23 protein-coding genes are annotated in these 18,286 nt (G+C 63.2%); 13 read left to right on the top strand and 10 right to left on the bottom strand.

Annotation, left to right across the window (positions count from 1 at the left end; all coding sequences use genetic code 11):
* Positions 1–64: 64 nt before the first annotated feature.
* A complete protein-coding gene (locus LC343_RS12275; RefSeq protein WP_223477429.1) occupies positions 65–409 on the top strand; it encodes a carboxymuconolactone decarboxylase family protein in 345 nt (114 codons plus the stop codon).
* Positions 410–412: 3 nt separating this feature from the next.
* Here the strand turns inward: LC343_RS12275 and LC343_RS12270 are convergent, their stop codons facing one another.
* Positions 413–838 (bottom strand): OsmC family protein, encoded by a 426-nt coding sequence (locus tag LC343_RS12270; RefSeq protein WP_223477428.1) that lies wholly within the window; start codon positions 836–838, stop codon positions 413–415.
* Positions 839–1,011: 173 nt separating this feature from the next.
* Here LC343_RS12270 and msrA point away from each other — a divergent pair, with 173 nt between their 5' ends.
* The 3 genes from msrA to LC343_RS12255 all read left to right on the top strand — a co-directional run bounded on the left by msrA (position 1,012) and on the right by LC343_RS12255 (position 3,372).
* Positions 1,012–1,659, top strand: a complete 648-nt coding sequence (gene msrA, locus LC343_RS12265) for a peptide-methionine (S)-S-oxide reductase MsrA (protein WP_223477427.1) — start codon at positions 1,012–1,014, stop codon at positions 1,657–1,659.
* Between the two features lie 153 nt (positions 1,660–1,812).
* On the top strand, positions 1,813–2,712 hold the full coding sequence (locus LC343_RS12260) for a 1-acyl-sn-glycerol-3-phosphate acyltransferase (protein WP_223477426.1): 900 nt from the start codon (positions 1,813–1,815) through the stop codon (positions 2,710–2,712).
* 138 nt (positions 2,713–2,850) lie between these two features.
* Positions 2,851–3,372: a hypothetical protein gene (locus LC343_RS12255; RefSeq protein WP_223477425.1), complete on the top strand. Its 522-nt coding sequence runs from the start codon at positions 2,851–2,853 to the stop codon at positions 3,370–3,372.
* A gap of 29 nt (positions 3,373–3,401) precedes the next feature.
* On the opposite strand, the gene fsa is transcribed toward LC343_RS12255, so the two are convergent.
* Positions 3,402–4,055: a fructose-6-phosphate aldolase gene (fsa, locus tag LC343_RS12250; protein ID WP_223477424.1), complete on the bottom strand. Its 654-nt coding sequence runs from the start codon at positions 4,053–4,055 to the stop codon at positions 3,402–3,404.
* Between the two features lie 85 nt (positions 4,056–4,140).
* Here fsa and LC343_RS12245 point away from each other — a divergent pair, with 85 nt between their 5' ends.
* Positions 4,141–6,327: a primosomal protein N' gene (locus LC343_RS12245; RefSeq protein WP_223477423.1), complete on the top strand. Its 2,187-nt coding sequence runs from the start codon at positions 4,141–4,143 to the stop codon at positions 6,325–6,327.
* Positions 6,328–6,336: 9 nt separating this feature from the next.
* Here LC343_RS12245 and LC343_RS12240 read toward each other — a convergent pair whose 3' ends face one another.
* The 4 genes from LC343_RS12240 to LC343_RS12225 form a co-directional block, all read right to left on the bottom strand.
* Complete coding sequence (locus LC343_RS12240; protein WP_223477422.1) at positions 6,337–7,212, bottom strand: SRPBCC family protein; 876 nt, start codon at positions 7,210–7,212, stop codon at positions 6,337–6,339.
* Positions 7,209–7,682, bottom strand: coding sequence for an SRPBCC family protein (locus LC343_RS12235; RefSeq protein WP_223477421.1), 474 nt, complete (start codon positions 7,680–7,682; stop codon positions 7,209–7,211). The genes LC343_RS12240 and LC343_RS12235 overlap by 4 nt, the downstream gene beginning before the upstream one ends.
* Complete coding sequence (locus LC343_RS12230) at positions 7,679–8,020, bottom strand: ArsR/SmtB family transcription factor (protein ID WP_223477420.1); 342 nt, start codon at positions 8,018–8,020, stop codon at positions 7,679–7,681. Before LC343_RS12230 ends, LC343_RS12235 begins: the two co-directional genes overlap by 4 nt.
* Before the next feature lie 160 nt (positions 8,021–8,180).
* On the bottom strand, positions 8,181–8,390 hold the full coding sequence (locus tag LC343_RS12225) for a DUF2061 domain-containing protein (RefSeq protein ID WP_223477419.1): 210 nt from the start codon (positions 8,388–8,390) through the stop codon (positions 8,181–8,183).
* Positions 8,391–8,518: 128 nt separating this feature from the next.
* Between LC343_RS12225 and LC343_RS12220 the strand changes: the two genes are divergently transcribed.
* From LC343_RS12220 to LC343_RS12185, 8 genes are all read left to right on the top strand, one after another.
* Positions 8,519–9,355, top strand: a complete 837-nt coding sequence (locus LC343_RS12220) for a helix-turn-helix domain-containing protein (protein ID WP_223477418.1) — start codon at positions 8,519–8,521, stop codon at positions 9,353–9,355.
* 71 nt (positions 9,356–9,426) lie between these two features.
* A complete protein-coding gene (locus LC343_RS12215) occupies positions 9,427–9,819 on the top strand; it encodes an AGROH133_08824 family phage infection protein (RefSeq protein ID WP_223477417.1) in 393 nt (130 codons plus the stop codon).
* 223 nt (positions 9,820–10,042) lie between these two features.
* Entirely contained in the window at positions 10,043–10,600 is a 558-nt protein-coding gene (locus LC343_RS12210; RefSeq protein ID WP_223477416.1) for a F0F1 ATP synthase subunit delta, read from the top strand.
* Entirely contained in the window at positions 10,600–12,129 is a 1,530-nt protein-coding gene (gene atpA, locus LC343_RS12205; protein ID WP_223477415.1) for a F0F1 ATP synthase subunit alpha, read from the top strand. Before LC343_RS12210 ends, atpA begins: the two co-directional genes overlap by 1 nt.
* Positions 12,130–12,164: 35 nt before the next feature.
* Positions 12,165–13,046 (top strand): F0F1 ATP synthase subunit gamma, encoded by an 882-nt coding sequence (locus LC343_RS12200; RefSeq protein WP_223477414.1) that lies wholly within the window; start codon positions 12,165–12,167, stop codon positions 13,044–13,046.
* Positions 13,047–13,060: 14 nt separating this feature from the next.
* A complete protein-coding gene (gene atpD / locus LC343_RS12195; RefSeq protein WP_223477413.1) occupies positions 13,061–14,524 on the top strand; it encodes a F0F1 ATP synthase subunit beta in 1,464 nt (487 codons plus the stop codon).
* A gap of 9 nt (positions 14,525–14,533) precedes the next feature.
* A complete protein-coding gene (locus LC343_RS12190) occupies positions 14,534–14,728 on the top strand; it encodes a hypothetical protein (RefSeq protein WP_223477412.1) in 195 nt (64 codons plus the stop codon).
* A gap of 8 nt (positions 14,729–14,736) precedes the next feature.
* Positions 14,737–15,144, top strand: a complete 408-nt coding sequence (locus tag LC343_RS12185; protein WP_223477411.1) for a F0F1 ATP synthase subunit epsilon — start codon at positions 14,737–14,739, stop codon at positions 15,142–15,144.
* 60 nt (positions 15,145–15,204) lie between these two features.
* On the opposite strand, the gene LC343_RS12180 is transcribed toward LC343_RS12185, so the two are convergent.
* The 4 genes from LC343_RS12180 to LC343_RS12165 are packed head-to-tail and all read right to left on the bottom strand — an operon-like array spanning position 15,205 to position 18,237.
* Complete coding sequence (locus LC343_RS12180) at positions 15,205–15,705, bottom strand: GNAT family N-acetyltransferase (RefSeq protein ID WP_223477410.1); 501 nt, start codon at positions 15,703–15,705, stop codon at positions 15,205–15,207.
* A 44-nt stretch (positions 15,706–15,749) separates the two neighbouring features.
* A complete protein-coding gene (locus LC343_RS12175) occupies positions 15,750–16,466 on the bottom strand; it encodes an aspartate/glutamate racemase family protein (RefSeq protein WP_223477409.1) in 717 nt (238 codons plus the stop codon).
* A complete protein-coding gene (locus LC343_RS12170) occupies positions 16,463–16,993 on the bottom strand; it encodes an RNA pyrophosphohydrolase (RefSeq protein WP_223477408.1) in 531 nt (176 codons plus the stop codon). Before LC343_RS12170 ends, LC343_RS12175 begins: the two co-directional genes overlap by 4 nt.
* An 8-nt stretch (positions 16,994–17,001) precedes the next feature.
* A complete protein-coding gene (locus LC343_RS12165) occupies positions 17,002–18,237 on the bottom strand; it encodes a divergent polysaccharide deacetylase family protein (protein WP_223477407.1) in 1,236 nt (411 codons plus the stop codon).
* Positions 18,238–18,286: the final 49 nt, after the last annotated feature.

Raw genomic sequence — 18,286 nt, 5'->3', positions numbered from 1 at the left:
CCCGCATCAACTCGTCATCGCCTTTTCCGCGATAGGACGTCCGGAAAAATGAAAGGAATGGCATATGGCCGAGACAGACTGGGTTGCATTCACCGATCAGACCAACCAGCGCATGGCGGAACTGCGCAAGGCGATGCCGGAGCCCGCGAAGGGCTTCAGCGCTCTGGCGCAGGCGGCGATCAAGCCGGGCGCACTCGATTCGAAAACCAAGGAGCTCATCGCGCTCGCCATCGGCATCACGGCGCGTTGCGACGGCTGTCTCGCGTTCCACGCCAAGGCCGCGAAAAAACACGGCGCGTCCCGCGAAGAGGTGATCGAGACGATCGCCGTGGCGCTCTATATGGGCGGTGGCCCGTCGATGATTTATGGCGCCGAGGCGTTGTCCGCCTTCGACGCCATGGGTGAGTAACGCTCAGACCAGCTTCGCGTCCAGCGTGATGGTGATCGCCGCCAGCGCACCGGAAACGGGGCAGCCTTCCTTGGCCTTGGTCGCAAGTTCCTGGAAGGTCTCGTCCTCTATCCCCGGGACGGAGGCTTCGAGCACCAGCGCGCTGCCCTTGATACCCTCGCCGGGCACCACTTCCACGGTTGCCTTCGCCTCGAGCTTGTCTGCCGGCGTACCGTTTTCCGCAAGGAAATGCGAAAGCTGCATGGCGAAGCAGCCGGCATGTGCCGCGGCGATCAGTTCTTCCGGATTGGTGCCGGCTGTGCCGTCCTCGTCCTCGAAACGGGTGCGGAAGTCGTAGCGCTTGTCGTTGAGCGCGCCGCTCTGCGTCGTCAGGCGACCTTTGCCCTCCTGAAGATTGCCTTCCCAGACGGCTGAAGCATGGCGTTTCATGTTGGTCTCCTTTTGTGAATTCGGGAGTCTAACTGCTGTACCCGGCCTTCGGTTCAAGTCGCGATCAAAAATATTGCTCACGCAAGCGTGTTCAAATCTGATTGGGCGCGGGGTCGGCATTGTGAAATGGGTGTTCCATGTGAGGATGCAGGAACACGAACGGAGGACATCCGATGACCTTGCTCAAAAAGACGATTGCTGCGCTGTCGCTGGCTGCAACGGCCCTGACCGCCATGCCTGCTTCCGCCGAAACCAAATCCCTGGTTGTCGCCGGAGGCTGCTTCTGGTGCGTTGAAAGCGATTTCGATCACATGGAGGGTGTCGTCGCGACGACGTCGGGCTATGCGGGCGGCGAGATGGACAATCCGACCTACCGCGATCACGGCAAACATCGCGAGGTCGTCAAGGTCGATTACGACGACACCAGAACGGATTATCGCACGCTGGTGACGAATTTCCTTCGCACCATCGACCCGACCGATGCCGGCGGGCAGTTCTGCGACCGCGGCCACAGCTACACGACCGCGATCCATGCGGGCACCAGCGAGGAGGCGGAAGCGGCCCGCGAAGCGATCGCCGACGCGCAGGAGACGCTTGGGAAGCCGGTCGTGACGCCGGTCGAGGGGCCAGCGACCTTCTGGAAGGCCGAGGATTACCATCAGGACTATTATCTCAGCCAGGAGAGGGTGCTGAGCCGATTCGGAATCGTCACCCGCGCCAAGGCCTACAAGGGTTACCGCAAGGGATGTGGCCGTGATGCGCGAGTGAGAGAGCTGTGGGGCGCGCAGGCCTTTCGCGGGGTCGAAAAAGTCGGCAGCTGACGTTACCGTCGTTAACGCACTATTATTTCTTTGAAATTCACGCTGTGGCATAATATGTCGCAGCGTGACGCTTCACTGTATTGGCGGATGTGTCATACTATCGATATACAAATCGGTGAGAGGACGGCGACGACGCCCACCGGACACATGGCCATGGAATTCCAGAGCGCATCTTCGACTTTCTCCGACATCGTGACGGGTCGGGCGGATTCCCGCGCGCTGAAAGACCGCCACGTCGTCGATCAGCTGATCGAGGAGCGTGGCCAGACGCTAATCAAGCATCCGATGTGGCCGCTGATCCGGCCGGCGCTCTACAAGGTCCTCTATTACGATCAGGCCGTTCGCATGGCCGACGAGGTTGCGGAGCTCAGCGGCATCGAGTGTTTCGAATATGTCAGCCGAATGCTGGAGCTCGATGTCACCGTCGAGGGCAAGGAAAACCTTCCCTCCGAAGGCGCGTTCATCCTTGTCTCGAACCATCCGACAGGCATTGCCGACGGCGTCGCCGTTTACGACATGATCAAGGACACGCGTCCCGATCTCGTCTTCTTCGCCAATCGCGACGCGATCCGGGTCAACCAGCGTCTGTCGGAAATCATCATCCCGGTCGAATGGCGGACCACCGAGAAATCGCATGCGAAAAGCCGCGAGACGCTCGTGCGCACCAGCCGGGCCTTCTCGGACGGCCGGGCGATCATCCTGTTTCCCTCGGGCCGCATCGCCTATTGGGCGAAGGGCGGGCTGCATGAGCGCCCGTGGCAGGCGACCGGCGTGCACATGGCCAAGCGCTACAATGTGCCGGTGATCCCGATGCATATGAGTTCGCGCAATTCGAAGCTCTTCTACCTGCTGTCGCATCGCACGCCCGAATTGCGGGACATGACGGTGTTCCACGAGCTGCTCAACAAGAAGGGCCAGAACTTCCGCATGACGATCGGCAAGCCGATCGAACCCGACATGCTGGAAGGCGACGTTCAGGACCTGACCGTTCGCATGCAAAACCATTGCGAGTTCGTTCTGCGCGACGACGCCGACGCGGAATTCGCCGGCTGATACCGTCCGTCTCGGCGGGCGCTTCCATCATTTCAGACCGATAGCCGCCGGGTCCGCATGTGCGCTCGCGCACAGACCCGTTCCCGTTTTCCACGCAAGGCTGGGCGCAAATCCCGTTCTCAGCCGGAGGAAAACCGGATGCACGTCGTCATTACACTTCTCGGTCTGCTCGGCGCAGGCCTTTTCTGGTGGTATCGCCTCAGGGCGGCGGGGGTTGCTGTTCGCAATATCGCCGACGCGGCGGGTCGCGCCCATGGCGCGGCGAAGAGACGCAGATTCCGCAATCGCGCCGCGGAAAGCCCTTTCGCGGCCATTGACGATCCCGTTGTGGGCGCGGCGACCGTGATTATCGCGATGGCGCAGGACCAGGGCGTGTTTGACGACAAGGCCGAGCATCGATTGCGCGAGGCGCTGTTGCCGGTCGCCGGCAGTCCCGCCCTGGTCGAAGAGGCGGTGATCTATGGCAAGTGGGCGGCCGGCCAATGCGCCGAAGCCAGCACCGCATTGCGTCACGTAGCGCCCTATCTCAGGCAAACGCTGACGCCCGCCGAACGCGGACAGCTTCTGGCGATCGCTGAGACGGTCATCGACCCGGCGACGGGCACGTCGGCGCATCGCGAGCAGCTGTTGCGAACGCTGGTCGCGCGTCTCGAGGTCTGAGGAAAGGCGGAGGCCGAAGCCTCCGCGGGTCAGGCGATGGACTGGCCGGTCTTGGCCCAGTCGGCCATGAAGGCTTCGATGCCCTTGTCCGTCAGGGTGTGCTTGACCAGCGCCTTCAGCGTCGCGGGCGGAACCGTCGCCACATCCGCGCCGATCAGGGCCGCTTCCCTGACATGGTTCACGGTGCGGATCGACGCTGCGAGGATCTCGGTCTGGAACCCGTAATTGTTGTAGATCGTGCGGATATCGGCGATCAGTTCCATGCCGTCGATGGCGAGGTCGTCGAGACGCCCGATGAAGGGCGAAATGAAGGTCGCGCCGGCCTTGGCGGCGAGAAGCGCCTGGTTGGCCGAGAAGCACAGCGTCACATTGACCTTGCGGCCGTCGCCCGTGATCGCCTTGCAGGCCTTAAGGCCGTCGAAGGTCAACGGAACCTTGATGCAGATATTGTCGGCGATCTTCGACAGGATGTCGGCTTCCTTCATCATGCCTTCGAAATCGAGCGCCGTGACCTCGGCAGAGACCGGTCCTTCGACGATATCGCAGATTTCTTTCGTGACCTCCTTGATGCTGCGTCCCGATTTCATGATCAGGGACGGATTGGTGGTCACGCCGTCGAGCAGTCCGATCTCGTTCAGCTCGCGGATTTCCTTCACATCGGCGGTGTCGACAAAAAATTTCATGGATTGCGCCCTTTTATGATCCCGTCTTGAGGGTTTTGCGATCGGGCTTCCGTTTAGACCAAAGAGTGGGCAAGGTCACGGGCAAATGAAGCAAGATTCGCTGCTCGCTCCCGATACCGTTCCCGTACTCGTCCCGACCCCGTCGGAGCGACCCTATACCTATGCGGTTCCGCAGGGGATGCACGTCGAGCCGGGTTCGATCGTCGCGGTGCCTCTTGGTCCGCGGCTGGTGCCGGGTGTCGTCTGGGACGCGGACCACAAGGACGACGTCGATGCGAAGAAACTGCGCGCGGTCGAACATGTCTTCGATTGCCCGCCGCTGAGCGAGGAGACGCGCCGGTTCGTGGACTGGCTCGCGCGGTACACGTTGGCCGCGCCCGGCATGGTGGCGCGCATGGTGCTGCGGGTTCCCGCCGCTTTTGATCCCGAGCCGCTGACGCCGGGACTGCGACGCACGAATATATTGCCCGAGCGCATGACGACGGCGCGAGAGCGGGTGATGGAAACCGCATCGGACGGTTTCGGCTGGACGCGATCCGGGCTGGCGCATGCGGCCGGCGTGTCGCTGTCCGTCGTCGACGGGCTTCTCAAGGCGGGCTCCTTCGAGGAGATCGATTTGCCGCCGGTGCCGGTCGTAGCGCGGCCGGACCCGACATTCGGCGCGGCGCAGCTATCCGGTGATCAGCAGGCGGCGGCTGAAACGATCGCCGCCCCCGTCCGCGAAGGCGGTTTCTCGGCGTCGCTGCTTGACGGCGTGACCGGCTCCGGCAAGACGGAGGTCTATTTCGAGGCAATCGCGGCTGCGCTGGAGAAGGGCAGGCAGGTTCTCGTTCTCCTGCCGGAAATCTCGTTGACGCATTCCTTCCTGGAGCGCTTCCACGACCGGTTCGGCGCGCCGCCGGCCGAATGGCATTCCGATCTTGCGCCGAAGACGCGAGAAAGGGTGTGGCGGCAGGTGGCGGACGGGCGTGTCCGTGTCGTCGCCGGTGCGCGCTCGGCATTGTTCCTGCCGTTCTCCGATCTCGGACTGATCGTCGTCGACGAGGAACACGATCCCGCCTACAAGCAGGAGGAACGCGTCGTCTATCATGCGCGCGACATGGCCGTGGTGCGCGGCCATATCGGTGGTTTCCCCGTCATCCTGTCGAGCGCCACGCCGTCGGTGGAAACCCGGTACAATGCCGAGACAGGGCGGTATCGCCACGTGAAGCTGTCACGGCGATTCGCCGAGGCCGCTCTGCCGGAACTCGCCACCATCGACATGCGCCGCACGCCGCCGGCGCGCGGCAAGTTCCTGTCGCCGCCACTCGTGAAGGCGGTCGGCGCGGCGGTGGAGCGCGGCGAGCAGGCGATCCTGTTCCTGAACCGCCGCGGCTATGCGCCGCTGACGCTTTGCCGGGTTTGCGGGCATCGCTTCGAATGTCCCGACTGTTCGAGCTGGCTCGTCGAGCACCGGTTCCGCGGCCAGCTTCTGTGCCATCATTGCGGCCATCACGAGCCGGTTCCCGAGGCGTGTCCGGAATGCGGCACGCTCGACCATCTCGTCGCCTGCGGGCCGGGTATCGAGCGCATCGCCGAGGAAGTCGTCGAAGCCTTTCCGGATGCGCGCGCCATCGTCCTCTCGTCGGACATGCTGGGCGGCGTGAAGCGGCTGCGGCTCGAGCTCGAGGCGATCGAGAAGGGCGAGGTCGATATCGTGATCGGCACGCAATTGGTCGCCAAGGGACACAATTTTCCGAACATGACGCTGGTCGGCGTGGTCGATGCGGACCTTGGCTTGGCGAATGGCGATCCGCGTGCCGCCGAGCGGACGTTCCAACTGTTGAGCCAGGTGACCGGCCGCGCGGGGCGAACCGGCAAGAAGAGCCTCGGTCTGATCCAGACCTTCCAGCCCGAGCATCCGGCGATGCGCGCCATCGTGTCGGGCGATGCCGACGCCTTCTACGCCAACCAGATCGCCGAACGGGAGCGCGGTCAACTGCCGCCGTTCGGCCGGCTTGCCTCGATCATCATCTCGGCCAACAGCCGCGCCGAGGCGGAAAATCATGGCCGGGCCCTGCGCGCCGCCGCGCCGTCCGGCGAAATCATGGTGCTCGGGCCGGCCGAAGCGCCGCTGGCGCTGATCCGGGGCAGGCATCGTTTCCGCATCTTGGTGCACGGACCCGAACGCGCAAACATGCAGGCTTTCCTGCGGGCCTTGATCGCCAGCGCTCCGCGTCCGCGCGGCTCGGTGCGCGTCAGCGTGGATATCGATCCGCAGTCATTCCTTTGAGTGTGCTTTTCAGGATGTCGCGAAGCGCTCCAGCTTGCCGAGCGTCTGGTAACCCAGTTCCACGGCGCCGAAGCCCTTGGCCTGCTGGAATTCGGCCGTGGAGCTGAACACCATGCCAAGCGTGACTTTCGTCGCCCCGTCCTGATCCTCGAACGAGGCCCAGGCATCGGCATGTTTCGGTCCGTTTTCGCCCCACAGCAGGGCGTAGCCGAACCGTTCCTCGGGCCGGACCTCATTATAGAGGTGGTGGTTCGGAAATACCGTGCCGTCGGGGCCGATCATGTCGAATACCCATTCGCCGCCCTCGCGCAGATCGATCCGCTGCGTTCGGCAGGAAAAGCCGTCCGGTCCCCACCATTGCGGCAGCGTTTCGGGGTTCATCCATGCGCCCCAGACCACGGACCGGGGCGCTTGAATGACCCGCTGCAGCACCATGGTTCGCTCGGCCACGCCGGCAAGATTGTCCAGCCCGGCTCTGAAGCCCTCGCGGTAGCCGGCTTCCATATCCCCGGCCAGCGAGGAAAGCTGGACCGTTACGACGAGCCGGGTGCGGTCGCCGTCGCCGGCGAAATCGGCCGTCACCAGCGCGGCCGACTGCTTCGCTCCTTCGCACGAGATCACCTCGTAATTCACGCTGAAAGCCATCGGTTCCAATGCGAGCCAGCCGATTTCGCAGCGGAAATCGGGCTGTCCCGCGACCTTGCAGAGCGATATCTCCCGGCCGCCTACTCTGGTATCGGCTTCAAGGAATTCCACGGTGACCGTCGGCGACGGCGGTGCCCAGATCGCCCTCGCGGCAGGGGCCGTCCATGCTTCCCACACAGCGGTCGGTGGTGCGGCGATGTCGCGCTCGAATGTCAGGGTGGCAAAGTCGCGGGTCGTCACATCAATTCCTTCGCGTAGGCTTCGAGCTGTGTCGCAACGGTGCCCCAGCCGTCGTAAAAGCCCATGTCCTCATGCGTCTTGCAGCTGTCGGGATTGCGATGCCGGGCGATCGCCGTGTAGGTCGTGCCGCCGTTCGGCGCATCCGCCAGCAGCAGGATCGCGGTCATGAAAGGATCGGGCGCGGGCTTCCAGCCCTCCGTGTAGGCATCGGTGAAAACGAGCTTCTCGCCGTCCACGATTTCCAGATAGACGCCCCGGTTCTCCATCACTTGGCCTTCGACATCGAATGTCGTGTCGAACTTCCCGCCGACCCGCAGATCGATGTCAACCGCAGTCACCTTGTGCGGGAGAGGGACGAAGAAGTGGGGAATATGCTCCGGCTTCGTCCAGCATTCCCAGATCAGCCGCCGTGGCGCCGCCAGGGTGCGGGTAAAGCTCAGGTCGGTATTTGGGTCGAAGTCCGGTTTCACGTTTCGCGTTCCTTCATCAGAGTCATCACATAGGCATCGAGGCGGTCGAGCCGCGCCTCCCAGATGGCCCGCTGTTCGTCGAGCCAGCTGCGGACGGGTTGAAATGCCTCGGGCACGATGGCGCAGGTGCGCACCCGGCCGTCCTTGGACGTGGCGATCAGACCCGCCTCCTCGAGCACCGAGAGGTGCCGCATCACGGTCGGCAACTTCAGGCCCGTCGGCTCTGCCAGTTCCGTTACCCGTGCGGGCGCTTCGGCGAGCCGGGTGAGCATCGCCCGACGGGTCGGGTCGGCAAGTGCGTGGAAGAGCGGCGAAAGATCGATATCATGCTTAGCCATATCACTAACTATCATCCGGCGGACGAGCGCGCAAGGAAAACTTCGATGATTGGCTAAGTAATGTAACGAGCAGCCGGACCGAGCACTCGGTGGCGGCGGCGCTTACGGTAAAAGCGGAGCGATGATGTCGTTATGGATGGCGCGTCGGGTCGCCTTGCCTTCACGCCCGCGCGTCGCGTCCCCACCGGATGCGGCCCCAGGCGCGTTCGTGCAGGAAATAGACTCCGATGCTCATCAGGCTGGCGGAAAAGGCGAGCGTGAGCGCTCCGCCGACCGAGCCGGTCTGCCAGAATCCGAGTGCGCACATCGAGATGAGGCCGAGGATTTGCCAGGTGATTGCCTTGGCGATGGTCCGGATTTTCGAGTCCATTTGCTGTTGCTTTCGGTTCGGGGTTGCAACAGCGACCTAGGCGTCCGGGGTAGTGACGGCAATTTGGTATTTTCGAAACTTTTTTCTTGAATGTTGATAATAATCACCATGAGCGGTAATTATCTGGCATGCGTAAGGAAGAACGGGCAGACCTTTTTCGGAAACGCGTTAGCGAACGCATGGCGGCGAGCGGATTATCGCGCAGCGGGCTGGCGCGGGAATGTGGAGTCGATCGGTCAACCGTCGCGCAGCTGCTGAATGGTGACGATCCGCGCCTTCCGAACGCGCATCTTGCCGCGGAGTTCGCTTCGGCGCTCGGCGTCAGCGCCGACTGGCTGCTCGGCCTGACCGAGCGCAGCGAAACCGCCGCCGACCTGTTGTCGGCCAGCTTTCGCATCGCCGACGCCAATCGGACGCCGGCGGACGACCAGATCATCGCCTGGCACCGGGAAGCCGCCGGACACAAGATCCGTCACGTATCGGCGACGCTGCCCGATATGCTGAAGACGGAGGAGGTGCTGGGCTGGGAGTACGCCGCCTTTATCGCCAAGACGCCGGAACAGGCGATGCAGTCTTTGCGCGACACGGTAGAGTGGCTGCGCGCGCCGGGCTGCGACTACGAGATCTGTGTCGCGCGCGACATGGTGGAATCGCTGGCGCGCTGCGAGGGCTACTGGAAGGGCCTGTCGCGCGATGTGGCGCGGCGGCAGATCGAGGCCATGGCGGAGACCTGCGCTCGGCTCTACCCGTCGCTGAGGGTTTATCTCTACGACAGCAAGCGCGTTTTCTCGGCGCCTGTCACGGTCTTTGGCCCCTTGCTCGCCGTCGTCTATGTCGGGCAGTTCTACATGGTGTTCCGCGAGACCCGCCAGGTGCGCGCCCTGACACAGCATTTCGACCAGCTCGTGCGCGAATCGGACATTGATGCGCGATCTGTTCCCGAAGAAATCCTGTCCTATCTCTGACGGGTGGCCTTTACCCCGCGTATCCCCGATACATATTGCGCAGGCAGAAACCGGAAAGCCGATATCGCGTCATGATCTCCATCATCCCCCCTCAATCGCCTGGCGAGTGGCTGGCCTGGGCCTCGGCCCTCGTCACGCTGTTTTTCGGACTGCTGTGCTTCTTCGCGCCGCGTCTTTCCTTCCGCATCATGCGGCTGAGGACGGAGGAAGGGATTCCGGAGGCGGTATCCGAGAGCCGGGCGACGATAGCGGGCTTTTATCTCGGCACGTCGCTTGTCGCGATCGCGTTCAATCAGCCCTTCGTTTGGATGGTGCTGGGCGCGGGCTGGGCCTTCACCGCGCTCGGACGGCTGGTCTCGATCGTGTTCGATCGGGGCAACTCGTCGTTCAACTGGATTTCCATTTCCATCGAGGCGGCGCTGGCCGTCGCGCCGCTTCTTTACGCCTTCGGAATCGTGCGCTAGGCGCTTCCTTGCGCGCCAAAATCGGCGGTTCCTGCGACAAAAGGCGGGTGCCGTCGTGTTGCACCCGCTAAAAGCATGTGCTAGACGGCTCGCAATTCGCAGGCGGGGTGCGACTGCCGTACCATGTTGCGATTCTGAAATATCAACAAGATCAATGCGTTGCGCACAGCCCATCGGCTCCGTTTTGCGTGCGCATCGAGGTTAGACAGAGAAGCGATCGCCAGTGGCCAAATCATCTCTCACTTCCGGTGTTGCCTCACGATACGCTCAATCCCTTTTCGATATCGCTTTGGACTCTGGTTCGCTGGGCAAGGTCGAGGAGCAGCTGGGCGCTCTTGAATCCCTGTTCGCGGAAAGCGAAGACCTGCGGCGCCTGATCGGCAGCCCGGTCTTTTCGACCGGCGAGCAGCTCCGGGCGATCACCGCGATCGCCGACAAGGCCGGCCTTGACGGGGTTTTTGGAAACTTCCTGAAAGTCGTCGCGTCGAACCGTCGCCTCTTCGCCCTGCCGGGCATGATCAAGGCGTTCCGGGCGATCGTCGACGATCACAAGGGTATCGTTACTGCGCAGGTCACCAGCGCCTTCAAGCTGACCGCCGCGCAGGAAAAGGATCTGAAGGCGACGTTGAAGGACGTCGCCGGCAAAGACGTGGAGATCGACCTGACCGTCGATCCTTCGCTTCTGGGTGGACTGATCGTCAAGATCGGCTCGCGCCAGATCGACACGTCGCTTCGCACCAAATTGTCTTCAATGAAGCTCGCGCTTAAAGAGGTCGGCTGATGGATATTCGCGCCGCGGAAATTTCCGCAATCCTTAAGGACCAGATCAAGAATTTCGGACAGGAAGCTGAAGTTTCCGAAGTCGGGTCCGTGCTGTCCGTCGGTGACGGCATCGCCCGCGTCTACGGTCTCGACAATGTCCAGGCCGGTGAGATGGTCGAATTCCCCGGCGGCATTCGCGGCATGGCCCTGAACCTCGAAGCCGACAATGTCGGCGTCGTGATCTTCGGTTCCGACCGTGACATCAAGGAAGGCGACACGGTCAAGCGGACCGGCGCCATCGTTGACGTGCCGGTTGGCAAGGAACTGCTCGGCCGCGTCGTCGATGCACTCGGCAACCCGATCGACGGCAAGGGTCCGATCAAGTCGAAAGAGCGCAAGCGCGTCGACGTCAAGGCGCCCGGCATCATGCCGCGCAAGTCGGTGCACGAGCCGATGTCGACTGGCCTGAAAGCCATCGACGCCCTGATCCCGGTCGGTCGTGGCCAGCGCGAGCTCGTCATCGGCGACCGCCAGACCGGCAAGACCGCGATCATCCTCGATACCTTCCTCAACCAGAAGCCGATCCACGACAACGGCCCGGAAAAAGAGAAGCTTTTCTGCGTCTACGTCGCCGTCGGCCAGAAGCGCTCCACCGTCGCCCAGTTCGTGAAGGTGCTCGAAGAGCGCGGCGCGATGGAATATTCCGTCGTCATCGCCGCGACGGCATCCGATCCGGCTCCGATGCAGTATCTCGCGCCGTTCGCCGGCTGCACCATCGGCGAATATTTCCGCGACAACGGCATGCACGCCCTGATCGGCTATGACGATCTGTCGAAGCAGGCCGTGGCCTACCGTCAGATGTCCCTGCTGCTGCGCCGTCCGCCGGGCCGCGAAGCATATCCGGGCGACGTGTTCTACCTGCACTCGCGCCTGCTGGAACGCGCCGCGAAGCTGAACGAGGATCATGGCGCCGGCTCGCTGACGGCTCTGCCGATCATCGAAACCCAGGGCAATGACGTCTCGGCGTTCATTCCGACCAACGTGATCTCGATCACCGACGGTCAGATCTTCCTCGAGACCGACCTCTTCTTCCAGGGCATCCGCCCGGCCGTTAACGTCGGCCTGTCGGTGTCTCGCGTCGGCTCCGCCGCGCAGATCAAGGCGATGAAGCAGGTTGCCGGCTCCATCAAGGGCGAGCTCGCGCAGTACCGCGAGATGGCGGCCTTCGCGCAGTTCGGCTCCGACCTCGACGCCGCCACGCAGCGCCTGCTCAACCGCGGCGCGCGCCTGACCGAACTTCTGAAGCAGCCGCAGTTCTCGCCGCTGAAGACGGAAGAGCAGGTCGCGGTGATCTATGCGGGCGTGAAGGGATATCTCGACACCCTCGCGGTTTCCGATGTCGGCAAGTTCGAGCAGGGCCTGCTTGCGCATATGCGTTCGGAAGGCAGGGATGTGCTTGAAGCGATCCGCACCGAGCAGAAGCTCTCCGACGAGATCGAGGAAAAGCTGAAGGCTCAGATCGACGCATACGCGAAGACCTTCGCGTAAGGGCGGACCGAAACTAGCAAACGGAACGATCCGGCATGCCTTCACTCAAGGACCTTCGAAGCCGCATTTCTTCGGTCAAGTCGACCCAGAAGATCACGCAGGCGATGCAGATGGTGGCCGCGGCGAAGCTGCGGCGCGCGCAGGAAGCCGCCGAAGCGGCGCGTCCCTATTCGCAGCGCATGGGCGCGGTTCTCGCGAACATCGCCCAGACGCTTGGCGACGCCGACGATGCGCCGAAGCTGATGGTCGGTACCGGCGCGAGCGATACGCATCTTCTGGTTGTCTGCACGGCCGAGCGCGGCCTGTGCGGCGGTTTCAACTCGTCGATTGCGCGGCTTGCCCGTGACCATGCCCGCAAGCTTCTCGGCCAGGGCAAGACGGTCAAGATCATCACCGTCGGCAAGAAGGGCTACGACATCCTTCGCCGCGACCTCGGCAGCCACATCATCGACCGTGTCGATCTGCGCGACGTCAAGAGGCTTGGCTTCTCCGATGCGGACGCGATCGGCAAGCAGGTGATCGACCTGTTCGAAAAGGGCGAATTCGACGTCTGCACGCTGTTCTATTCCGAGTTCAAGTCGGTGATCTCGCAATTGCCGACCGCGCAGCAGCTGATCCCGGCCTCCGCCGACGGCGACAGCGACGCCGAAACGGGCGGCGATGCAGCCTATGAATACGAGCCGGATGCCGCCGCGATCCTTTCGGATCTGATCCCGCGCAACATCTCGGTACAGGTGTTTCGGGCGTTGCTCGAGAATTCCGCGTCCGAGCAGGGCGCGCGCATGTCCGCCATGGACAACGCGACGCGCAATGCCGGCGAAATGATCGACAAGCTGACGCTGGACTACAACCGCCAGCGCCAGGCCCAGATCACCAAGGAACTGATTGAAATTATTTCTGGCGCGGAAGCGCTCTAAGGAAAGGTAACACGATGGCAAAAGCAGCAGCGAAAAAACCGGCCGCCGTGAAGTTGGCCAAGGGCCCCGAAGGCAAGGTCGCACAGGTCATCGGCGCCGTCGTGGACGTTCAGTTCACCGACCATCTGCCGCAGATCCTCAACGCGCTTGAGACCGACAACAATGGCATGCGCCTCGTTCTCGAGGTCGCGCAGCACCTCGGCGAGCACACGGTGCGTTGCATCGCGATGGACTCCACCGAGGGTCTCGTGCGCGGACAGACGGTTGTCGATACGGGCGCTCCGATCCAGGTTCCGGTCGGCCCGCAAATGCTGGGCCGCATCATCAACGTCATCGGCGAGCCGGTGGACGAAGCCGGCCCGGTCGAGGGCGAAGAGATGCGCGGCATTCACCAGCCGGCGCCGGAATATGTCGACCAGTCGACGGAAGCCGAAATTCTCGTCACGGGCATCAAGGTCCTCGATCTCCTCGCTCCCTACGCCAAGGGCGGCAAGATCGGCCTGTTCGGCGGCGCGGGCGTCGGCAAGACCGTTCTCATCCAGGAACTGATCAACAACATCGCGAAGGCGCACGGCGGCTACTCGGTTTTCGCTGGCGTCGGCGAGCGTACCCGTGAGGGCAACGACCTCTACCACGAGTTCGTCGAATCCGGTGTGAACAAGGAAGGCGGCGGCGAGGGCTCGAAGGCCGCGCTTGTCTACGGCCAGATGAACGAGCCGCCCGGTGCGCGTGCCCGCGTCGGCCTGACCGGCCTGACCATTGCCGAGTATTTCCGCGACCAGGGCCAGGACGTTCTGTTCTTCGTCGATAACATCTTCCGCTTCACCCAGGCGGGTTCGGAAGTGTCGGCGCTTCTCGGCCGTATTCCTTCGGCCGTGGGTTATCAGCCGACGCTCGCGACCGACATGGGCGCGCTGCAGGAACGCATCACCACCACGACCAAGGGTTCGATCACCTCGGTGCAGGCCATTTACGTGCCGGCCGACGACCTGACCGACCCGGCGCCGGCGACCTCGTTCGCCCACCTTGATGCGACGACGGTTCTCAACCGCTCGATCGCCGAGAAGGGCATCTACCCGGCCGTCGATCCACTCGATTCCTCGTCGCGCATGCTCGACCCGCAGGTGGTTGGTGAAGAGCACTATGAAGTGGCCCGTCAGGTGCAGCAGACGCTGCAGCGCTACAAGTCGCTTCAGGACATCATCGCCATCCTGGGCATGGACGAGCTCTCCGAAGAGGACAAGCTGACCGTGGCGCGCGCGCGCAAGGTCGAGCGCTTCCTGTCGCAGCCGTTCTTCGTGGCCGAGGTCTTCACCGGTTCGCCGGGCAAGCTGGTCGATCTCGCCGACACGATTAAGGGCTTCAAGGGCCTCGTCGAAGGCGAATACGACCATCTCCCGGAAGCCGCCTTCTACATGGTCGGCTCCATCGAGGAAGCCGTCGAGAAGGCACAGAAGCTGGCCGCCGAGGCGGCCTGATAGGACGCCATGAGCCGTTGGGTCCCCATAGCCGAAACCGCCCTGGCAGGTGCCTTGGTCGGTTACATGATCGGGCCGGAGTCGCTCGAACAGTTTTTCGGCATGACGTTTCGCAACGGCGTCGCGTTCAACATACTCACGGGAACCGCGATCGGCGCGGTTCTCGGCCTGATCATGACCGTATCGCAAACACAGTCCGAGTGAACTGACCCATGGCCGAAGCTTTCAAATTTGAACTGGTCTCGCCCGAGCGGCTTATGGTGTCCGAGGACGTCGAGGAAGTCGTCGTTCCCGGCCAGGAAGGCTATTTCACGGTTCTCGCGAAGCACGCGCCGGTGATGGCCACGCTTCAGCCGGGCGTCATCGAGGTGAAAACCGCGGCCGGCCAGACGGAGCGTTACTGCGTGTTCGGCGGCTTTGTCGATATCATGCCGGAAGCCTGCACGCTGCTCGCCGAATCCGCCGTCAACGTAAACGACATCGACCCCGCTGATATCGAACAGCGCATTTCCAATGCCCGTGAAGATGTCGAGGATGCCAAGGACGACGACAGCCGCTCCAAGGCGATGATGTATCTCGATCAGCTGACCACGCTGCAAGGCGCGATCCTGCCGGCCTGATATCCGGTTGCTGATTTCAGAATACTGACACCGGCCCGCCAATCGCGGGCCGTTTTCATTTCAGACGGCCTCGAACTCTTGCGGGTATCGGACAGCGCCGCGATATTTCGCGACCGCGTCAGGGACCAGTTCCAGCGCCTGGAAGGCCGGGCCTGAGAATGGCGCGTCCACATGCGTCGCGAGTTCCGACTTGAAGCCGAAGCGTCCGTAATAGACCGGATCGCCGAGAACGAAGACGGCGTGCCAGCCGTCCTGTCGCGCCCTGTCGATGGCGCGATTGGTCAGTTCGGTCCCGATCAGGAAATCCCGCCATTGCGGGTCGACGCAGAGCGGCGCAAGGGCAAGCGCCATGTCGGGGCCGCTCAGACGGCTCAGCAGGACATGGCCGACGATCATTCCATCGAGTTCGGCCACCATAGATATTGTCTCGACAGGCCCTTCGATAAGCTGGTCCACAAGTTCGGCCTCGGCTTCCCGGCCGAAAGCGCGGCGCTGGAGCGCGAGGATGGCGATCCGGTCTTCCGGCGCGCCGGTTCGGAACTTCGTCTTCTGCAGTATCATCGCGCGTCCGCTCCTTCGGCTTTGCGTTGTCCGCTTTCAGGTCGTCAGTCCTTCAATCCGATCAGTTCGCCCTGCAGCGCCAGCGATACCGCGGAGCGGGCATGCAACGCTGTCGTGTCGAAGACCGGCAGCGCGGTATTTGCGGCCGACACGAGCATGGTGATCTCGGTGCAGCCGAGAATGACGGCTTCGCATCCCGCCCACTTCATATGGTCGATGACCTGCCGAAAGCGCGCGGCGGATGCTTCGTTCACCGTACCGTGGCACAGTTCCTCGTAGATTATGCGATGGATGTCCGCGCGTTCATCGTCGTCGGGGATCACGACGTCCAGATGGAAGCGGTTTTCCAGCCGGTAGCGATAGAAGCGCTCTTCCATGGTGAAACGGGTCGCCAGCAAGCCGACCTTCTTGTGGCCCGCATTGACCACGGCCTCCCCCGTCGGATCGGCGATATGCAACACCGGCAGGCCCGAGCCTTCCTCGATCTCGTCGGCGAGCTTGTGCATGGTGTTGGTGGCGATGACGAGGAAAGACGCGCCGCCCGCCTTCAGCGAGCGCGCCGCTTCGACGAGAATGCGGGCAGATTCCCCCCATTTCCCCTCGTGCTGTAGGCGCTGGATGTGCTCGAAGTCGACCGAGTGCATCAGGATCCGCGCCGAATGCAGCCCGCCGAGCGCGCGATTCGCGGCGAGGTTCATCTCCCGGTAGTAGATCGCCGTCGATTCCCAGCTCATCCCGCCGAGCAGGCCGATCAGCATCATGACGCCTTCTTTCCCGCCAGATGGCCGAAGGCGCGCACGACCTCATCGTAGACACCGCGCTTGAACGGCACGATCAGCTCGGGCAGGTCGGCCATCGGCAGCCAGTCCCATGCCTCGAATTCGCGCTCATGACCGTCCGGCGGCGGGTCGATCTGGATTTCGCTTTCGTCGCCGGTGAAGCGGAAAGCGAACCATTTCTGCGTCTGGCCGCGAAATTTGCCCTTCAGTCCGATTCCGATCATGTCTTCGGGCAGATCGTAATTGATCCATTCCGGGGCTTCCTCGATCAGTTCGGCCGACCGGATTCCGGTTTCCTCGTAGAGTTCGCGCCATGCTGCTGATTGGGGATCCTCGTTCTTGTCGATCCCGCCCTGGGGCATCTGCCAGAGCTTTGCGTGGCCGGAATATTCGGTGTTGCCTTCCTTGGCGCGCTTGCCGGCCCAGACGAGCCCGTCGGCATTCAAGACCATGATGCCGACGCATGGGCGGTAGGGCAGGTCTTCCGCTTTAATCTTTTTCCTGGTCATCTCTTTGCCTATCGCGCCAGAGCGGAAACGCCGACGATCTCGAAGCCGCGCTTCTTCGCCGCATTGGCCCAGCTGGCCACGGTATCGACGGTAACCTCGAGCGCCGATCCGCTGCCGATCGCGTAGCCGGTGACTTCGGCGATCTTTTCGAGTTCCGCCAGTTTTGCCTTGATCGCCGCCGGATCGCGTGTGGCGTCAAGCGTCGCGTTTGCCGCGACATAGGGCACGTCGAGCGCGGCTGCGAGCATGCCGAGTTTCTCGCCCCCGCCGGTCCCATCATTGAAATAGAGAAGGCCCCGCTCGCCCACTTCGCGCAGAACGGGCGTCATCGCCGCGTCGGCCGTGGCGAGCCGCCCGCCGAGATAATTCACGATGCCGGTATAGTTGGTGATCTGTCCGAGCGCCCAGCGTAGATTGTCGAGGTTGTCCTGCCTGTCGGCGTTGACGGTCAGCGTGTGCGGACCGGGGTCGGTGTCCGGATATCCGAAGGGCTCCATCGGCACCTGGACGAGAAGCTCGTGGCCCTGCCTGCGCGCTTCGCGCATCCACCGTCCGAGGCTGTTGCCCTGCGGGGAAAACGCAAGCGTGATTTCCGGCGGCAGCTTTTCGAGCGCGTGCAGCGTGCCCGTCTGCGACAGGCCAAGCCCGCCGATGACGATCGCGATCCGCTTGCCGCCGGCCTGAGACCAGGGCCGCGCATAGATGTCCATCGGACGCCTGCCGTCGGACGTGCGGACGGGAAGCGCGCCCCATTCACTGTCTTCGACCGCCCCGTCATCGGGAAGGTGGGCGACCTGGACCGGCTGTCCCACAGCCGCGTCGCCGGGATCGCGGATGACGATGACCTTCGGGCCGCCCTCGGACAGCCGGCCTTCGGGAATATCGGGGCGCGGTTCCGGGATGGCGGTGGCCGTATCGCCTCCGCTGGCCGGCATTTCGCGGGGTTCACCGTAAACGACTTCGACGCCCGTATCGTTAGCCGACGCCGTGTCGGCGGACGCAACCGAGCCGGTGGTGCGTGCGTCGGCGACATCTGGAGCGGCCGCGGCAATGACGATCGGCGCGCTGTCCGGCAGCGTGTCGCGCTGCAGGAAGGAAAAGACGTTCAGGCCTGCCACGCCGGTGATGACGAGAGCCGTGACGAGGGGAAATCCCGGGCGCGCTTTCGGGCTTCGCGCAGCCCGGCGCTTGGCCGTGGCAGCTCTTCTGCCGGTCTGTCCGAGAGGTGCGTTCAGGTCGTTCATTATCGATTGCCGCCGCGAATCAAAAGGCCACCGGAAACGGTGGCCTCTT

The organism is Oricola indica (genome assembly GCF_019966595.1).
GTDB lineage: Bacteria > Pseudomonadota > Alphaproteobacteria > Rhizobiales > Rhizobiaceae > Oricola > Oricola indica.
The sequence above is the reverse complement of the archived record's forward strand: the minus strand, read 5'-3'. Positions and strand labels throughout refer to the sequence as shown.